14 protein-coding genes are annotated in these 17,318 nt (G+C 72.4%); 9 read left to right on the forward strand and 5 right to left on the reverse strand.

From position 1 onward, the window contains the following. The first annotated feature begins 34 nt into the window (after positions 1-34). On the forward strand, positions 35-553 hold the full coding sequence (locus tag ACLJN9_RS01615; RefSeq protein ID WP_410809151.1) for a 2'-5' RNA ligase family protein: 519 nt from the start codon (positions 35-37) through the stop codon (positions 551-553). A 233-nt stretch (positions 554-786) separates the two neighbouring features. After that, on the forward strand, positions 787-1,161 hold the full coding sequence (locus tag ACLJN9_RS01620) for a hypothetical protein (protein WP_410809152.1): 375 nt from the start codon (positions 787-789) through the stop codon (positions 1,159-1,161). A 97-nt stretch (positions 1,162-1,258) separates the two neighbouring features. Here ACLJN9_RS01620 and ACLJN9_RS01625 read toward each other — a convergent pair whose 3' ends face one another. Then, entirely contained in the window at positions 1,259-3,484 is a 2,226-nt protein-coding gene (locus ACLJN9_RS01625; protein WP_410809153.1) for a family 43 glycosylhydrolase, read from the reverse strand. A gap of 113 nt (positions 3,485-3,597) precedes the next feature. Between ACLJN9_RS01625 and ACLJN9_RS01630 the strand changes: the two genes are divergently transcribed. The 5 genes from ACLJN9_RS01630 to ACLJN9_RS01650 all read left to right on the forward strand — a co-directional run bounded on the left by ACLJN9_RS01630 (position 3,598) and on the right by ACLJN9_RS01650 (position 9,225). Further along, positions 3,598-4,341, forward strand: a complete 744-nt coding sequence (locus ACLJN9_RS01630) for an ArsR/SmtB family transcription factor (RefSeq protein WP_410809154.1) — start codon at positions 3,598-3,600, stop codon at positions 4,339-4,341. Positions 4,342-4,409: 68 nt separating this feature from the next. After that, positions 4,410-5,450, forward strand: a complete 1,041-nt coding sequence (locus ACLJN9_RS01635; RefSeq protein WP_410809155.1) for a cytochrome P450 — start codon at positions 4,410-4,412, stop codon at positions 5,448-5,450. After that, entirely contained in the window at positions 5,447-6,244 is a 798-nt protein-coding gene (locus ACLJN9_RS01640; RefSeq protein ID WP_410809156.1) for an isocitrate lyase/phosphoenolpyruvate mutase family protein, read from the forward strand. Before ACLJN9_RS01635 ends, ACLJN9_RS01640 begins: the two co-directional genes overlap by 4 nt. Positions 6,245-6,662: 418 nt before the next feature. After that, the gene (locus ACLJN9_RS01645) at positions 6,663-7,631 is read left to right on the forward strand and encodes a DUF5715 family protein (RefSeq protein ID WP_410809157.1); all 969 of its coding nucleotides are present in this window, start codon (positions 6,663-6,665) and stop codon (positions 7,629-7,631) included. A gap of 4 nt (positions 7,632-7,635) precedes the next feature. Beyond that, positions 7,636-9,225 (forward strand): asparagine synthetase B family protein, encoded by a 1,590-nt coding sequence (locus ACLJN9_RS01650; RefSeq protein ID WP_410809158.1) that lies wholly within the window; start codon positions 7,636-7,638, stop codon positions 9,223-9,225. A gap of 4 nt (positions 9,226-9,229) precedes the next feature. Here the strand turns inward: ACLJN9_RS01650 and ACLJN9_RS01655 are convergent, their stop codons facing one another. Continuing rightward, a complete protein-coding gene (locus tag ACLJN9_RS01655; protein ID WP_410809159.1) occupies positions 9,230-10,456 on the reverse strand; it encodes an SLC13 family permease in 1,227 nt (408 codons plus the stop codon). 140 nt (positions 10,457-10,596) lie between these two features. On the opposite strand from ACLJN9_RS01655, the gene ACLJN9_RS01660 reads away from it, so the two are divergent. Then, positions 10,597-11,595, forward strand: coding sequence for a linear amide C-N hydrolase (locus tag ACLJN9_RS01660; protein WP_410809160.1), 999 nt, complete (start codon positions 10,597-10,599; stop codon positions 11,593-11,595). A gap of 73 nt (positions 11,596-11,668) precedes the next feature. Here the strand turns inward: ACLJN9_RS01660 and ACLJN9_RS01665 are convergent, their stop codons facing one another. Further along, positions 11,669-13,114, reverse strand: coding sequence for an LVIVD repeat-containing protein (locus tag ACLJN9_RS01665; RefSeq protein WP_410809161.1), 1,446 nt, complete (start codon positions 13,112-13,114; stop codon positions 11,669-11,671). 139 nt (positions 13,115-13,253) lie between these two features. Between ACLJN9_RS01665 and ACLJN9_RS01670 the strand changes: the two genes are divergently transcribed. After that, positions 13,254-13,955: a DUF305 domain-containing protein gene (locus ACLJN9_RS01670; protein WP_410809162.1), complete on the forward strand. Its 702-nt coding sequence runs from the start codon at positions 13,254-13,256 to the stop codon at positions 13,953-13,955. A gap of 98 nt (positions 13,956-14,053) precedes the next feature. On the opposite strand, the gene ACLJN9_RS01675 is transcribed toward ACLJN9_RS01670, so the two are convergent. Together ACLJN9_RS01675 and ACLJN9_RS01680 are read right to left on the reverse strand one after the other, a co-directional pair. After that, positions 14,054-15,316 carry a nucleotide sugar dehydrogenase gene (locus tag ACLJN9_RS01675; RefSeq protein WP_410809163.1) on the reverse strand — a complete coding sequence of 421 codons (1,263 nt, stop codon included), beginning with the start codon at positions 15,314-15,316 and terminating at the stop codon, positions 14,054-14,056. A gap of 118 nt (positions 15,317-15,434) precedes the next feature. Then, positions 15,435-16,811, reverse strand: a complete 1,377-nt coding sequence (locus ACLJN9_RS01680; RefSeq protein ID WP_410809164.1) for a serine/threonine-protein kinase — start codon at positions 16,809-16,811, stop codon at positions 15,435-15,437. Positions 16,812-17,318: the final 507 nt, after the last annotated feature.

Consider the following 17,318-nt stretch of genomic DNA (forward strand, 5'->3'; position numbering starts at 1 on the left):
GGGTGGCGCGGGACCGCCGGGCTAACCTGGGCGCGTGCGTACGGTGGAACTGGTCTGCTCGCCCGGGTTGGAGACTGCCGTCCGCGCGGTCTGGGGGCGGTTGGTGGCCGCTGGGCTGCCCAGCCTGGCCCGCAACACCCACCCGACCAACCGGCCGCATCTGACCCTTGCCGCCGTCGACGGGTTCCCGGCCGGGGTCGAGCGCCGCCTGGCCGAGCTGTTCGACGCCGCGCTGCCGGTGCCGGTCGCGCTCGACCGGGTCGTCGTCTTGGACGGCAGCGCCCCGCTGGTCTGGCTCGTACGGCCGGCACCCGCGCTGACCGCGCTGCACGCCGCGGTCTGGGACGTTCTCGCCGAGGCCGACGGTCACCGTACGTGGCACGCTCCGGGGGTGTGGGTGGCACACCTGAGCCTGGCCCTGCGGTTCCGCAACGCGGACCTGCGGTTGGCCCGTGCCGTCGCCGGTGGGCAGCGGCCAACGGGCGACTTCGACGCCGCGCGCAGCTACGACGGCACGGACCGGACGGTGACAGCGCTGTCCCGGCTCCGCTAGGGCACGTCGCTGGCCGGCCTGTCGAATGCTTTCGCTGAGCGACGTGCCCTGGCGGAGGTGGCTGCGGCGGCGACGTTTGTGCAAGAGGTGGCTGCCGATATCTGGTTGGCGCTGCCGCCGGAGTCGGCGACACTCGTCGCGGACTCGCAGAAGAGCTGCAGTGGCCCGCTGGAGGAGAGTTGACTGGACCGCGACTCGTCAGAGGAGTTCTGCCTTTGCGGATCAGAGGGCCGGTGAAACCGTGGTCGATCGCGGTCGGCCACAGCAGGGTGCACCTTCGAGGCATCATCGGTGACCCGGAGGGCGACGACGAGCAGCTGGTCTTGGACCTGGTGTTCCATGATGTTTCGCGGATCTGCGCGGGAGACGCTATTCACCCGTTCTCTCTTCGGTTCGCAACGTCCGAACAAAAGACGGCCGAGGAGGAGCGGCTGGGGACGCGGTGGCCTTACGCGACGATGTACCTCCTCCGTCATGATCGGGTTACCGACTACATCGTGGCTGGTCGCGTCTATTGGGCTGAGGTCGGTGTCTCGCCGGGTGAGCCGTCCCCTCTGCTGGGGGAGCGGGGTGATGGCGGGGCTCCAGGCCTGATTTTCTTCGCCTGAGGCAGTTCGACCTCTAGCCCGTGTCGGCGCTCCCTGGTCAGTTCCCGGCACGCACGTCCCGAAGGTCGTACCCCCGGACCGTCCCGAATCCAGCGCCTCAGCGGTAGAAGCGCAGGTAGTCGAATTCCGTGGTGGCCGGCGGCTCGGCGCCGCCGTGTGCCACCAGGCCGATCCGGGGGGTGGTGTCGGCCGGGAAGGTCCACACCGCACCCCACGTCCAGGTACGTCCGTCCCGGCTGGAGCCGGCCCGGAACTCGTGCTCACCGGTGACCCGGTCCACGTGGTGCGCCAGCCGCAGCCAGGTGGTGGTGGCCGGGGTGCCGACGATGCTCCCGCCGTACACCGGCCGACCGGCGAAGGGCAGCTCGTAGCCGTACTCGACCTGCCGGGTGTTCCAGATCGCCACCTGGGTGAGCCGGGCGAAGCGGTCGTCGTCCACGTAGGCGACCAGGCCGGCCTGCTGGTAGTTGCGGACGGTCTCCTCGCCCAGGTCCAGGGTCACCTTCGTCTCGACGACGTAGTCGCCCCTCGGCGCGTCGCGCAGCAGCACACCGGCGGTGTTGCCGGTGCCGGTCAGGTCGGCGGCCTGCACCGGCCAGCGCAGCGCGCCTCCGGAAACGGTGGCCGCCGGGTCCTCGCGGACCCACTGCCAGGCGCCGTCGAGCCCGTCGCCGAACTCGTCGGAGTAGGCCGGCAGCGGCGCACCGGCCCGGGGCACCGGCGCGGCCCGTCGCTCGGGCCGGTAGAGCCGGGCCACGCTCACGTTGTCGAACTCGGCCGTGCCGCCGGTGGCGGTCAGCCCGGGTCGGCCCGCGACCGGGCGCTCCAGCCGCAGCGACACCACGGCGAGCTGGTCGCCGAGGCGGGCCGGGCTCAGCTCGGCGACGAGCTGCCGCCCGCGTACCTCGATGGCCAGGTTGTGCCGGTTGGTCGGCACGAACCCGGCGGGCAGTGGCGCGGTGGCGCTCCGGCGGCCGTCGCGGGCCACGAGCCTGCCGCCGGCCGTGTCCACCCGGACCTCGACGCGGTCGCCGAGGGTGATTCCGGCGGCGGCCGCGCCGGTGAGCCGCAGGTCGGCCTCCGCCCGCACGTCTGCACCCACGGTGGTACGACTGGTGAGCGCGCCGCTGCCGCTGAGCTGGCCGTCGGCGACCCGCCACTCGCCGGCGTCGCGTCGCCAGTCGACCAGTCCGCCGGTGTCGAACCGGGCGTCGACCCGGCCGGTGGTCACCGGTGCGGGTCGGGTGCCCTCGGACGGGCCGGTGCCGGCGTTCACGGTCGGCCAGCCGTCGATCCAGTCGAGCCTGTCGAGCAGCATCGGGCGTTCGTTGATGCCGAACGGCTCGTCGAGATACGGGTCGGCGCGGTCGATGGCGTGGTAGACGATCCAGTCCTGGCCGGACAGGTCGGTGAGGAACCCGTTGTGGCCGGGACCGATCCAGCGGTTGCCGTTCTGGGTGAGCACCGGCGTGCCACCCGCCCGGGACGCGGTCAGCGCGACGCCCTCGCGGTCGGTGAACGGGCCGCGCGGGCCGCGTGCGCGCCCGACCTGGACGGAGTAGCCGGTGGCCGGGCCTGCGCAGCAGTTCGCCGTGGAGGCGAACAGGTAGTACCAGCCGTCGTGGCGCAGCACGTAGCTGCCCTCGAACTTGTTGTCGATGGCCACCAGGGTCGGCGTGCCGACGGCGGTCAACCCGTCCGGGCTCAGCTCGGTGACCGAGATGCCGCCGTAGTAGCTGCCGTAGTAGAGGTAGCCGCGACCGTCGACGTCGGTGAACTGGCTCGGGTCGATGGTCCACAGGTAACCGCCACCGCCGCCGGGGCGCGGCGCGACGACCGGCTGCGCGGCGAAGGTCCACGGCCCGGTCGGGGTGGGGGCGGTGGCCGCGCCGATGGCGTAGTCGCTGCCCTCGGGCGAGACGGTGGTGTCGGTGACCGTCACGTACATGACCCACCGGTCGCCGAAGCGACGCACGTCCGGTGCCCAGTACGCCGCGCCGCCGGTCGCGTACGGCGGGCGCTGGTCGGGGCCGAAGGCGTCCCCGACGTACGTCCAGTGGACCAGGTCGGCCGAGCGGGCCATGGGCACCCGGTGGAACTCGCCCTCGCCCTCGCGCAGCGGGTCGGTGGTGCCGTACGCGTACCAGAGGCCGTCGTCGCCGCGGACGATGACCGGGTCGGCGAACGTGTCACCCACGGCGGCGGAGATGGGATTGCGGTAGCGGGACGGAACGTCGGAGCCGGCGGCGGGTGTGGGAACGGTCGCGGCCAGGATCAGACCGAGCACGGCGGTGAGTGCGCCGACGCGGCGGAGGTGTCGCATGCAGACCTGCCTAGGGAGTTGGCGGTGTGTCGACAAGGGTCGGTGTGTGTCACCGTTTCTACAGCGGTGGATACAACGTTGTAAAGAGGGTCGGCGGGAGCGATGATGGGCGGATGAGCGCCATCACCGAGGGTCGCCCGATGGCCGAACTGGCCGCCCTGCTCGCCCACGGCACCCGCGCCGGCATCTGCCTCGCCCTGTTGGACGGCCGCGCCTGGACGGCCGGTGAGCTGGCCCGCCGGGCCGGGATCGCGCCATCGACGGCGAGCGAGCACCTGACCCGGCTGGTCCGGGGTGGGCTGCTGGTCGAGGAGCGGCAGGGCCGCCACCGCTACCTGCGCCTGGCCGGGCCGTCGGTGGCCCAGCTCATCGAGGGACTCGCCGGGCACGCACCGGCCCCGCCCGCGCCCACCGGGTCGCTGCGCGCCGCGACCGCCAGGGCTGCCCTGGCGTACGCCCGGACCTGTTACGACCACCTGGCCGGGCGGCTGGGCGTGCTGATGTACGACGCGCTGCTCGCCGACGGGCGGTTGGACCGGGTCAGCGGGCTTTCGCTGACCCCCGACGGGTGGGCGTGGGCGGCCGGGCTGGGCGTACCCGTGGACGTGCTGCGTGCCGCCCGACGCCCGGTGGTCCGTGACTGCCTGGACTGGACAGAGCGCCGGTCGCACCTGGCCGGTGCGCTCGGCGCGGCGCTCCGCCGCCGTTTCACCGAGCTGGGCTGGACCGCTGCGGGGATCGATCGCGCGGTCCGCCTCACCCCGACGGGCCGACCCGCCCTCGCCGCGACCCTGAACATCCCCGAACACACCCTGGCCTCCACCCCACCCCCGGAGGCAACCAGCGGCCGCGCCTGACCTCCGGCCGCGCCGGAGGCGGGCACTGTTCGGTGGGGGCCGAAGGGACGGGGTTCTACCGTCGGGCGATGACTGATGCCTGGCCTGTTGTTCCGCCCGCCGCCGGGACGCCGGCCTGCGGGCCGCCCGTCTTGGAACCTGACGGCTTCTGGTGGGTGACACGGCACGCCGACGTCCGGACGGCGCTGACCGACCCGGTCTTCCGGGTGCCCGCCGTCGACACCGGTCCGCCCGGCACGGTTGCCTGGCTGCGGGCCACGGTCAGCAGGTTCAGCCCGCCGGAGCGGCACGCTGAGCGCCGGGCGATCGGGGTTACCGCTCTGGCCGCGCTGGATCCCGACGACCTACGCCGGGAGGCGGCCGGGCTGACCGCCGCCGCCCTCGACCGGGCCGGAGACCGCCTCGACGTGATGCGCGAACTTGCCAGGCCGGTGCCGCTGCGGGTGCTGGCCGGTCGGCTCGGCTTCGGCGATCCGGTCGCCGCCGCAACGGCGGTCGAGGCCGTCGCGGCCGCATACCACCCGGGGGTCGACCCTGCCCTGCTCGGTCGGGCTGACCGGGCGGTGGCGGCGTTGCTCGTGCTCGCGGCGCCGACGCCGCCGGAGGTACGGGCGAACCTGATCGGTCTGCTGGTCCAGGCATGCGACGCCACTGCCGGCCTGATCGGCGCCGCAGCCCACCATCTGCTGCCCGCGCCCGCCCGCCCTCGGGCCGGCGATCCGCCGGGCTCGGGGACCGCCGAACTGCTGGCGGAGGTGCTGCGGCTCGACCCGCCGGTCCGGGCCACCCGTCGCGTCACCACCACGGGGGTACGGCTGGGTGGGCGCGATCTGCCGCCGGACAGCCCGGTGCTGCTCCGGTTCGACGCGGCCAACCGCGATGCGGCCACGTTCGCCGATCCGGAGCTCTTCCGGCCCGGCCGGCCCACCGGCCTGCTGACCTTCGGTGCGGGGGAGCGTGGCTGCCCGGGCGAGCGGCACGCCCTGGCCCTCGCGACCGGAGTGCTCGACGTGCTGCGTCGGCGCTGCCGGCCTACCCGCAGCGCTCTGCGCCACGAGCCGCACCCGACGCTGCGCGTCCCGACGATCCTGGAGGTGACCGGTCGATGAACGACCGACGTGCGGAGTTCCGCGCCCTGCACCGTGGCGACCGTCCGCTGCTGCTGCCCAACGCCTGGGACCACGCCTCGGCGGCGGCGCTGGCCGCGCGCGGTCACCCGGCGGTCGGCACCACCAGTCTCGGGGTCGCCGCGGCCGCCGGCCTCCCCGACGGCGTGGCGGCCACCGCGGCAGAGACCCTGGCCCTGGCCCGACGGTTGACCAGGCTGCCGGTGCTGCTGACGGTGGACGTGGAGGGCGGGTTCAGCGACGACGCGGCGGATGTCGCCGGCTACGTGGCCGAGCTGGCGGGACTCGGCGTCGTCGGGATCAACCTGGAGGACGGACGCGCCGACGGCACCCTCGCCGACGTCGACGCCACAGCGGAGAAGATCGCGGCGATCAAGGCGGTGCTGCCGGACCTGTTCGTCAACGCCCGCACCGACGCCTGGTGGCTCGGGGTGGACGACCCGCTGCCGCAGACCCTCGCCCGTGCCCAGGTCTACCGTGCCGCCGGCGCCGACGGGATCTTCGTGCCCGGCACCGTGCACCTGGCGACACTGCGGGTGCTCGCAGAGCGCCTCGACGTGCCGCTGAACGTGTTGTTCCAGCCGGGCGGGCCAGGGTTGGACGAACTGGGCCGGGCCGGAGCTGCCAGGGTCAGCACCGGCTCCCTGCTGTTCCGGGCCGCGTTGGGCGCCGCGCTGGCCACCGCGGATGCCGTCCGTACCGGCGGACCCACCACGCCGGCGGGGCTGCCGTCGTACGCCGAGGTGCAGGGTCTGGTGCCGACGGGCAGCGACTGACCGGTGCGGCCGGCCGTCGGCGGTCGCCAGGGCAGCGACTGGCCGGTGCGGCCGGCCGATGGCGGTCGCCAGGGCAGCGACTGGCCGGTGCGGCCGGCCGATGGCGGTCGCCGGTGGGCGGGGTGCTGGTCGGCGCCTTTGGAGCTGAGTCGTCTGCGACATCACCGACCGGTCGGTCGGCTGGCGGACAGCAGACGCCGGGCAGTCGGGTCTGAATCGTTCGTGATATCAGCTCCACAGGCACCACACACGGCCTCCTCGGCCCGTGAGCGAACCGCTGAACACCCTCCGGCGACTGCGGCAAACTGCTCCCTTCGGGGATGGATAGGAGAATTGTTCGGTCCATCCCGGGTCCTGCTGATTACGGTGTGTTTCAGGGCGATCCACCCAGTGCCGTGACCGGAGAAAGGGACCCGTCATGCGAGTGCCCAGCCGTAGCCCGGGACAGCGGCCCGGTCCGCCCGTGTCGCCCACCGCTCCGCCCCGCCGCCGGCCATCGGGAGCCAGCTCCGGCCGTGCCGCCGCAACCACCCCCGATCTGACCGCCTACCGGACGGCCGTCGCCGAATTGTTGATCGAGGTGGGCGCGCTGGCCGACGCGGCCAGCACGAGGGCCCGGCAGGTGCTCATCGACGAGCGACTGCGGGAGCCGGCGCTCGCCGCAGTTCTCGACGCCACCCCGCAGGGGCTGATCGGCGCGCGCGAGACGCTGCTGCTGGAGATGGCCCGCTACCAACCGAACGAACGCACCTCGGCGCGTGACCTCACCGCGCTGGTCCGGATCTTCCTGCTCTCCCGCATCGACGTGCTGTGGTGGCAGGACGCCCCGACCTTCGTCACCGACGACCAGGTCAACGGCAGCAGTGAGCTCGTCGACCTGGAATGGCTACGCCGCCGCGACCTGCTGCGCTTCCGCTACCAGGAGCAGCCCTCCACCATCCTGGGCCGGGCCGCGCGCGGGCTCGGTCGCCGGCTGCGGCCGAACGCCACCCCGCGCACCGCCGGGCTGCTGTTCCGGCGCGCCCGGCGAGAGGTGGTGGCGCTGCTCAACGACATCGGACGGGAGTTCACCGCGGCCGTGCCGCCAGCCACCCCGCCACTCTGGGTGACCAGCCTGGTCCGCAGCGCCGAGCACCAGTACCGGCTGCGCCGGCTGGGGTACGCCGCGATGCTGCCCAGCGGGCACTGCTTCGGCTACTCGATGGACGTCGAACTCGCCTGGTACGAGCGCTTCGGCGCGCGGGACACCCTCGCCGAACTGCTGCTGGCCCGGCAGGAGACCGGCGAGCTCAACGTGGTCGACGAGGGGCAGGCCTGGCACCTCTGTCTCGCGCCCACCGCCCGGCGCCGGCTGCGCCGCGCGTACGAGTCCGAGATGGGGGTGTGAGCCGATGTGCGGAATCGCGCTGAGCATCGGCCCCGAGGCCGACCCGGCGACCTTCCGGCGGATGCTCGCCGTCCTCGCCGCCCGCGGCGAGATCACCGAGACGCGGTGCGAGAACGGGCTGCTCGCCGGCACCCGCCGGTTGCGCGTGGTGGACCGGGAACGGGCCGTGCAGCCGTGGACGTCGGCCGACGAGCGCTGGCTGCTCTGCTTCAACGGCGAGATCTTCAACCATCGTGAGCTGCGGGCGCAACTGACCCGGCTCGGGCAGGAGTTCCGCACCGAGAGCGACACCGAGGTGCTGCTGGCCGCGTTCGAACAGTGGGGCGAGGCGGCGGTGAACCGGCTGCGCGGTGAGTATGCCTTCGCGGTCGTCGAGCGCCCCACCGGCCGGGTCTACCTGGCCCGTGACCCGCTCGGGGTGAAGCCGCTGTACTGGTCGCGCCGCCCCGGCTGCCTGCACCTCGCCTCCGAGGTCAAGGCGCTGGTCGGGCACGGCGCCCCGGTCGTGGAGGTGCCGCCCGGGCACCACGGCTGGGCGGATCCGGACGGGCACGTGCGCCTGCGCCCGTACGTCGACCTGCTCACCATCGGCGACGGGCTGCCGATCATCGACGACCCGGACGAGGCCGCCCTGCTCGTCCGTGCCGCGCTGAGCGACGCGATCCGGATGCGGGTGGAGACCGACCTCACGGTCGGCGTGGTGCTCTCCGGCGGGCTGGACAGCTCGTTGACGCTACGGCAGGTGCGGGACATGCACCCGGACTGCGTGGCGGTGACCGTCGGCGTCCCGGACAGCCCCGACGTGGCGTACGCGCGCCGGCTCTGCGCCGACCTCGGCGTGCCGCACGAGGTGATCGAGCTGCGCCCGCGTGACATCCGGCTCGCCGACGTGCGTGAGGCGATCCGGATCTCCGAACTGACGGAGTACGGCGACATCATCAACGCGGTGGTCTCGGTGCCGATCTTCCGGCGTCTGCGCGACCTGGGGGTGAAGGTGGTGCTCACCGGCGACGGCTCCGACGAGCTGTTCGGCGGGTACCCGATGTATCACCGGGTCGACCCGGTCGCGTCGCGTCGGCTCTTCCTGCACCGCATCCGCAACCTGTGCCGCACCGAGTTGCAGCGGGTCGACCGGGCCGCCATGGGGCACGGTGTGGAGGCCCGGGTGCCGTTCCTCGACCTCAGCGTGGTGGAGCTGGCGATGCGACTGCCGCTCAAGCTGAAGCTGCGCGACGGCCAGGAGAAGTGGATCGTCCGACGGGCCTTCGCCGACGTGCTGCCGGACTACATCCGACGCCGGCCGAAGAACCCCATGTCGTACTCCTCGGGCCTGCACGAGCGGGTCCGGCTGTACAAGCCGCTCTTCGCCCGGCTGCACCGCTCGTTCGGCTACGACCTGTTGGAGCCGGTCCGTCGCGACTTCGACAGCGTACTGACCCGTTGCGGTAACGACCTGGACCGGGCCATCGCCGACGGGCTGACCCGGCCCGACTACACGGTCCTGGAGCACGCCCGCGACCTGGTCGGCGCGGCCAGGTGGAACGCCGCGCCGATCGTCCGCCGACTGGTCGGCCCGCGCCCACCGCGGCGCTGAACGCTCAACTCACCAGGAGCAGCGCGCCGACCGCCGCGAGCGTGCCGGTGACCGCGAGCAGGCCGCTGGTCAGCACGAACCGCGTCACCGGCACCGCCACCCCGGCCGCCTTACATCGCTCGAACCACAGCAGGGTGGCCAGCGAGGCCCAGGGAGCGGCCAGTGGGCCCACGTTGGTGCCGATGAGCAGGGCCAGCAGGCGGGTCTCGTCGCCGGTCGGCAGCACCGACTCGCCGGCCAGATAGGCCGGCAGGTTGTTCACCCCGTTGGCGAGCAGGGCACCCGCTCCGCCGGCGCGTAGCGCCCCGGCCGTTCCACCGTCGGCGCCGAGCAGGCCGGCGACCAGGTCGTCCAGCCCGTACCGGCCGAGGGTCTGCACCACCAGGAACAGGCCGGTGACGAAGAGCAGCAACCGCACGGGCACCAGATGGGGTCGCAGCGTTGCGGGAGAGCGGATGGCGAAGCCGAGCAACACCAGGGCGACCGCGACGGTGGACGCGAGACCGATCTCCACTCCGGCGACGATGCCGGCGACGAAGAGCAGACAGCCGGCGAACGCGGTGCGGTACAGCACCGGATCGGAGGGGACCTGGCGGGCCGGTGGTACGAAGCGTCCGCCCGCCGGTCGGTCCCGCCGCCACCAGGCGTACCAGAGCAGCAGCATGGTGACCGCCACGGCGGCGAGCTGCGGCAGCGCCATCCGGGCCGCGTACGCCAGTGGCGCCAGCCCGACCCGGTCGGCGGCCAGCAGGTTGGTCAGGTTGGACACCGGCAGCAGCAGGCTGGCGGTGTTGGCCAGCCAGACCGTGGTGATCGCGAGCGGGCCGGCCGGCACACCCAGGCTGCGGGCCAGGGCCAGCAGCACCGGGGTGAGCAGCACGGCGGTGGTGTCGAGGTTGAGCACGAGGGTGGTCAGAGTGGCGAGGCCACCGCAGAGCAGGAACAGGACGGCCCAGCTGCCCCGCGAGGCGATGGCCAGGCGGCTGGCCAGCACGTCGAAGACTCCGGCCACGGCCGTCAGCTCGGCCAGCACGATCACGGTGCCGAGGAACAGCAGCAGGGGCATGATCCGGTGCAGGGTGTCGGCGGTCTCGGCGCGGGGCAGCAGCCCGCTCAGCGCGCAAGTCGCCCCGGCCACCGCGAGGACGACCGCCACCAGGTCGAGCGGGTGGAGACGCCAGCGTGCCCTCGGCTCGGGCGGGGCGGACGACGCGGCGGTGGCAACCTTCACGTCTGACGACGTTGGCACGGGGTCCGGTCCGCCGCACGCGCCGGCCCCTTCGTCGTGACCAGTCACACCAGTATGGGAACCGGACAAGCCTGCTTGCCGCGGTGGACAACCGTCGATCGGTCCCATAGCGTCCAACGGATATGCGGAGGACCCTGCCGGCCGTCACGACGGCCCTGCTGCTCGCCCTGACCGCCTGCACCACCGCCGGGTCCGGTGGTGCGCCCACCTCCCCGCCGGTCGGCATGCCGAACGCCTCCCGGCAGGACACGTCCCAGGCCGAGCGGACCCTGGCCAGCCTGCGCCGGGTGGACGACCTGCCGCTGTACGAGATGACCTACGTCGGGGCGTACGACCCGACGGCGGGCACCGACGCGGCCCCGGCCAGCCCGTTCGGTTGTTCGCTGTTCGTCGCCGGGGGCGACCCGGCCCGACCGTTGTTCGCCCGCAACTTCGACTGGGACGCCAACCCGGCCCTCGTGTTGCGGACCGACCCGCCGGACGGCTACGCGGCGATCTCGCTTGTCGACATCTCCTACCTCGGGGTCGGCGCGGACCCGACCGGTGACCGTCGACTGCTCGACGCGCCGCTACTGCCCTTCGACGGAATGAACGAGCGTGGCCTCGCGGTGGGGCTCGCCGCGGACGACGCGGCGACGGCCCGCGCCGAGCCGGGCAAACCCACCGTGGGCTCGGTGCGGATCCTGCGACTGGTGCTGGACCGGGCCGCCACCGTCGACGAGGCGGTGGCCGTGTTCGACAAGCACAACCTCGACTTCGACGGCGGACCGCCGCTGCACTACCTGCTGGCCGACGCGACCGGCGCGTCGGCGGTGATCGAGTTCGTCGACGGTGAGCTGCGGGTGGAGCGGGGTACGGGCGGCTGGCAGGCACTGACCAACGTGAAGGTCGCCGGGATTCCCGAGCAGCGCCGCCGCGAGGACCGTCGGTACGGGCAGATCGCCGCCGCGCTGACCGAGGCCCGCGGTGCGCTGGACGCGACCGCGGCGCACCGGGTGCTCGCCTCCGTCCGGCAGGGACACACCCGCTGGTCGGTGACGTACGGCCTGCGCAGCGGCGAGGTCCGGCTCGTCACGGCGACCGGCGGCGCCGAGCGGCGCTACCAGCTGCCGATGAGCTGATGTCCGGCGTCGTGGACGTGGCCGGGCCTGGCCCCCGAGAAGCGGGGACCGGGCCCGGCGTACCGCGTGGTGCCTACCAGCTCAGGTAGCTGGGCTGGGTCTGCACGTTGAGCTCCCGGTACCGGACCAGCTTCGCCGTCCAGGTGCGCCAGTCGTTGAGCTCCAGGACGTCCAGGCCCTTCACGATGTCGTTGGAGTAGATGTGGCCGTTGTAGTAGTACGCGGACCAGGCGCCACCCGTGACGAAACTCTCGGTCGAGAGCGGGCCGCGCTCCCAGAAGGCGATCTCCTTCGGGTTGGCCGAGTCGGTGAAGTCCCAGACCGAGATGCCGCCCTGATACCACGCCTGGACCATGATGTCCCGCCCGAGCACCGGGATCAGCGAGCCGTTGTGCGCCACGCAGTTCTCGGTGTCCGCGTTGTTGCGGGGGATCTTGTAGTAGCTGCGGAAGGTCAGCGTCCGGGCGTCACCGCGGCCGGTGATGTCGTAGATGGCGTCCGCGCCCCGGTTCGGCCCGATGGCCTCGTTGCAGGTCGCCGCGCCGCCGCCACCCAGCTCGTCGGTGAAGATCACCTTGGTGCCCGAGTTGTTGAACGTGGCCGAGTGCCAGAACGCGAAGTTGGTGGTGTCCCGCACCCGGTTGATCACGCGGGGCACCTCCCGGTTGCGGATGTCCAGCAGGATGCCGTCACCCATGCAGGCGCCGGCGGCCAGGTCCTTGTCCGGGTAGGCGGTGATGTCGTGGCAACCGGTGGTCGCCGAGCCGGTCTCGCTGCCCGGGAAGCCGCCGTCCGGGAAGAGGTTCGGCGTGGAGATCACGGCCGCGTCGGTGGGATTCTTCAGCGGCACCTTGATGATGGAGATGGAGTCGTGCGGCGGCTGGCAGTCCGGGAACTCGGCCCGCGGGCTGTACGACGAGACGTACAGGTAGACGGTTTTGCGGTCCTTGCCCGGCACGAGGGTGTGGGTGTGCGAGCCGCAGGCCGTCTCGACGGACTTGATGTACCGGGGGTTGGCCTTGTCCTTGATGTCGAAGACCTTGATGCCCTCCCAGGACTCCTTGATGTTGGCCCCCTGCGCGGTGCTGTTGCAGGAGTCGTCGCTGCGCGACGAGTCGGTGGAGAGGAAGAGCAGGTCACCGTGGACGGAGATGTCGTTCTGCGACCCCGGGCACAGCACCCGGGCCGTGACCGTCGGCGCGCTGGGCCGCGACACGTCGTAGATGACGAAGCCGTTGTAGTTGCCGGCGAACGCGTACCTGCCCTGGAAGGCGATGTCACTGTTGGTCGCGTCCAGCGGGGCGACCTTGGGCACGTTGGCGATCTGCCGGAGGTTGGGGCTGCTCACGATCTCGTCGACGCCGGGGATCGTGTTTCCCGCGGTGGCCACCGGGGCCGCCTGCGGCACGACCTGCGCGTTGCTTGCCGGTGCGACGAGGACGCTGGCGACGAGCAGGCCGGTCGCGGCGAGGCCCACGATCCGGAGTTGTCGTATCCGTGGCATGTGGAGTCTGATCATCGGCGAGTGCCCTTCGCAAGGGGGAGACGATTGTTGACACGTTACCGTCCGACGAAGAGCATCGATGTGACTGGTGTCACATGAGATCGTCTTCCTCAATGGATAGCATCGCGATGACCTCGATTCCAGGGAGTTGCCCATGACCAGTCGGCGTGCACGGACCCTGGCCATCGTCACACTGGCGCTCGTGCTGCCACTGGTGGCGTTCGTCGTCGCCCGCGCGGGGAGCGACTCCGCGAGGGGCACCGCCCAGTCGGTCTCCGCGCCCGCCAGCGCCTCGCCGACGGCCAGCCCCGTACCCACCGACCTGACCGTCATCGCGCCCGGCCGCCCGGGTGAGTCGGCGGCCACCCGCCCGGCCCACGAGGTCCGCGACGCCGGCCCCGCCCCGCACAACGCACTGGACGTGTGGTTCGTACGGATGATGATCCCGCACCACGCGCAGGCCCTGGAAATGGCGGAGCTGGCCCCCGACCGGGCCGCCAACCCGACCATCCGCGCCCTCGCCGACCGGATCCGGGCCAGCCAGGGGCCGGAGATGGGCATGATGCGTGGCTGGCTGCAGACCCGTGGCCTCCCCGCCGAGGTCCAGGGGCACGACCACGGCAGCATGCGCGGCATGCAGTCGCCGGAGGCGATGCGGCAGTTGGCGGCCACCCGCGGCGCCGACTTCGACCGGCTGTTCGTCCGGATGATGACCGAACACCACGAGGGCGCCATCGAGATGGCAACCAACCTGCTCAAGGTCGGCACCGACCTGACGCTCAGCGAGTTCGCCAACTCGCTCGCCACCGAGCAGACCGTCGAGATCGGCCGCATGCGCGAGGTCCTCGGCAGCTGAGAGCGGGGCCTGGCGCCTCCGCCACGTACGCTCGACGGACATCCGCCGGCCGGTCCCGTCGTCGTGTCCGGCTGCGGGACCGGCCAGCGGTGCCGGGTCTACAGGCGCTCGACCATCGGGCCGGAGCACCGGTTGCGGGTGTCGAACACGTAGCGGGCGTGCCGGGCCACCAGGTCGTAGTCGAAGCTGTCGTGGTCGGTGACCACGACCACCGCGTCGGCGGCCCGGACCTCCGACTCACTCAGGTCGACAGCGGTCACTCCGGCGGGGATCTGGTGCGCCTCGGCGTACGGCTCGACGGCGTGGACGTCGCCGCCGAGGGCCTGCAGGCGGCGGGCCACGTCGACCGCGGGGGAGTCCCGCATGTCGCCGGTGTTCTTCTTGTACGCCAAGCCGAGCAGCAGCAGCCGGGCGCCGTTGACCGACCGTCCGGTCTTGTTCAGCCCGGCCATGATCCGCTGTGCGACGTGCTCGGGCATCTCGTGGTTGATGTCGTTGGCCAGCTCGATGAACCGGAACTGCCGGCCCAGGCGGCGCTTCACCTGCCAGGACAGGTAGCACGGGTCGATGGGCAGGCAGTGCCCACCGACCCCGGGGCCGGGCCGGAACGGCAGGAAGCCGAACGGCTTGGTCTCGGCGGCGTCGATCGCCTGCCACACGTCGATGTCCAGGTGGTGCGAGAGCATCGTCAGCTCGTTGATCAGCGCGATATTGACCTGGCGGAAGGTGTTCTCGATCAGTTTGGTCAGCTCCGCCACCTGGGTGGAGTCGACCGGTACGGTGCGCTCCACGAGTCGCCGGTAGAACCCGTCCACCCGGGCCAGCGACGCCGGATCCACGCCGGAAACCACCTTCGGGGTGTTCTCCAGCCGCCAGGTCGGGTTGCCCGGGTCGATGCGCTCCGGGCTGTAGCCGAGGTGGAAGTCGCCGGGGCTCTGCAGCCCGCTGGCCGATTCCAGCAGCGGGCGCAATAGCTCCTGGGTGGTGCCCGGGTAGGTGGTCGACTCGAGGATCACCGTGCAGCCCGGCCGCAGGTACGGGCCGATGCCGACGCCGGCCTGCTCGACGAAGCTCAGGTCGGGGGTTCCGTCGCGCAGCGGGGTCGGCACGGTGATGACGCAGATGTCGAAACCCTCGGCGTCGGTGTACTCGGTGCTGGGGTGGTATCGCCCACTGCCCAGCGCCCGGCCCAGCCGGTCGGTGGGGATGTCCTCCACGAACGACTCGCCGGACGCGAGCCGCTTCACCCGGTCGACGTCGACGTCGAGGCCGATCACATCCAGCCCCGCCTCCACCGCGCGCATGGCCAGCGGCAGTCCGACGTACCCCTGACCGATCACGACCAGCTTCTCAGCGCTCACCCGGGCTCCCGCGGCAGATGGTGGAAATGGCCTGCTGAGAGCCTAGAGGGGTCTTCGGCGCCGTAAGTCCGTTTTGGTGATATCGGTACTGATGGGTCGTCGGACGACCACGACCGGGTCAGCTCAGCAGTTGCCCCGCCAGTGGCTCACCCGGCTCGACCGGCGGGTTGGACGGACTGCTCGTCGGCGGGTCGGGTGGACTGCTCGTCGGTGAGACCGTCGGCGGGGTGCTCGGCGGAGGTGACGTGGTGGCGCTCGCCGTGGGCGACGGCGAGGCGGCCGTCTGGCTGGGCCGCGGGCTCGGCGTCGCGCTGGTCGAGGCCGATGCGGAGTTCTGGGGGGCGGGCGGCCGGTTCGGCCGGGAAGGGTCCAGGGTGATCTGCTCGTTCGCCGCGGGCACGTCCACCGGACCGGTCGGCGCCACGCTCGGTGAGGTGGTGGGCAGCTTGACCGCCGGCGCGTCGGTGTCCCTCGCCGTCGCCAACGCCGCGCCCAGGCCGACCAGCGCGACCAGTACGGCCCCCACGGCACCGACCAGCGGGCCGCGCCGCCGCCGTCGGCCGCCGGCGGTCGTCGCCACGGCCGCACCGACGGGTCCGTCCGTACGCGTGCCCGGCCCGGCGTCGCGCAACGGGACCGAGGCCGCCAGCGCGGTGGGCGGCTCCCCGCCGGTCACCGCGGTCCGGGCGGCCTCGGCCATCGCCGCGCCGCTGGTGAACCGGTCGAGCGGATCCTTGGCCAGCGCCCGGGACACCAGGGCGCGGACCGCCTCCGGAATCTCGTGCGGCAGCTCCGGCGGCTCGTCGTCCAGGTGCCGGACGGCGACCTGGAGCGGGTTGTCGCCGGTGAACGGCGGGCTGCCGGTGAGACAGCAGTAGGCGACGGCGCCCAGGGCGTAGATGTCGGTGGCGCTGCTGACCGGCCGACCGGCGGCCTGCTCGGGGGCCATGTAGAGGGCGGTGCCCGGCACCGCGTTGGTGCTGGTGATGCTGGTGATGTTGGTGGAGCGGGCCACACCGAAGTCCACGAGCACGACCGTGCCGTCCTCGTGCACCAGCAGGTTGCTGGGCTTGACGTCGCGGTGCACGATGCCGCCGCGGTGCGCCGCGTTCAGCGCCTGGGCGGCCTGAGCCACGATCGACATCGTCTCGGCCACGTCGAGCCGGCCGGACGCCTCGATCCGCTTGGCCAGCGGCTCGCCGTCGACGAACTCCATGACCAGGTAGTCCGCCCTGCCGCCGTCGGGCAGGTCGTCCTCGCCGCAGTCGTAGACCTGGACGATGCCCGGATGCCGCAGAGCCGCCATAATGCGCGCCTCGGCCCGGAACCGGGCGATGAAGTCGGGGTCCGAGACCAGCGCCGGCAGCAGAACCTTGACCGCGACCTGCCGGCCGAGGACCAGGTCGGTGCCGCGCCAGACGTCGCCCATGCCGCCGGTGGCGACACGTTCGTCCAGGCGGTATCGACCGCTGAGCACGACCTCGGATGACAACACAGCAATACCGTACCCAGAGCCGTGCCGAAGGGTGCGCCTCGGCTGCTCGGCCGGGTGGTCCGTACCGTCCGATCCGTCAGGTCCGAGCCGTATGGACTGGACCACGGTGTGACGGCGCCGCGACGCGTTGTGACAAAAGCCGTTACATCGCAGTGTACGCCTGCCCGACGACGTTGGGCCGCAGCCTGGCGGTGCGGCCAACGTCCGCAGGTCACCCCGTGTTTCGGCCGCGCGCCACCAGGGTCGGTAGAGGATTGTCACCCTTCCGTGACATCGTGCTGACTTGTCGCTCCCGTCGGTCCCTCCTAGCGTTGACCCGGCTCGGGCGCAGCGCGTCGAACGATCGTTCCGGCGCTGGTCCAGGTGACCCGGGCGCCTCGGCCGCGGGCGGGATCGGATTCGGCGGAGGGCGGTACGGTGCGGAAGCTGATCGTGCCGACGGTCCGGGTCAAGCGGAACACCCCATCGCAGCGGAGCGGGTCGGGACGCGCCCGGCGGTCCGTGGGC

Source organism: Micromonospora sp. 067-2 (genome assembly GCF_046549295.1).
Taxonomy (GTDB): Bacteria; Actinomycetota; Actinomycetes; order Mycobacteriales; family Micromonosporaceae; genus Micromonospora.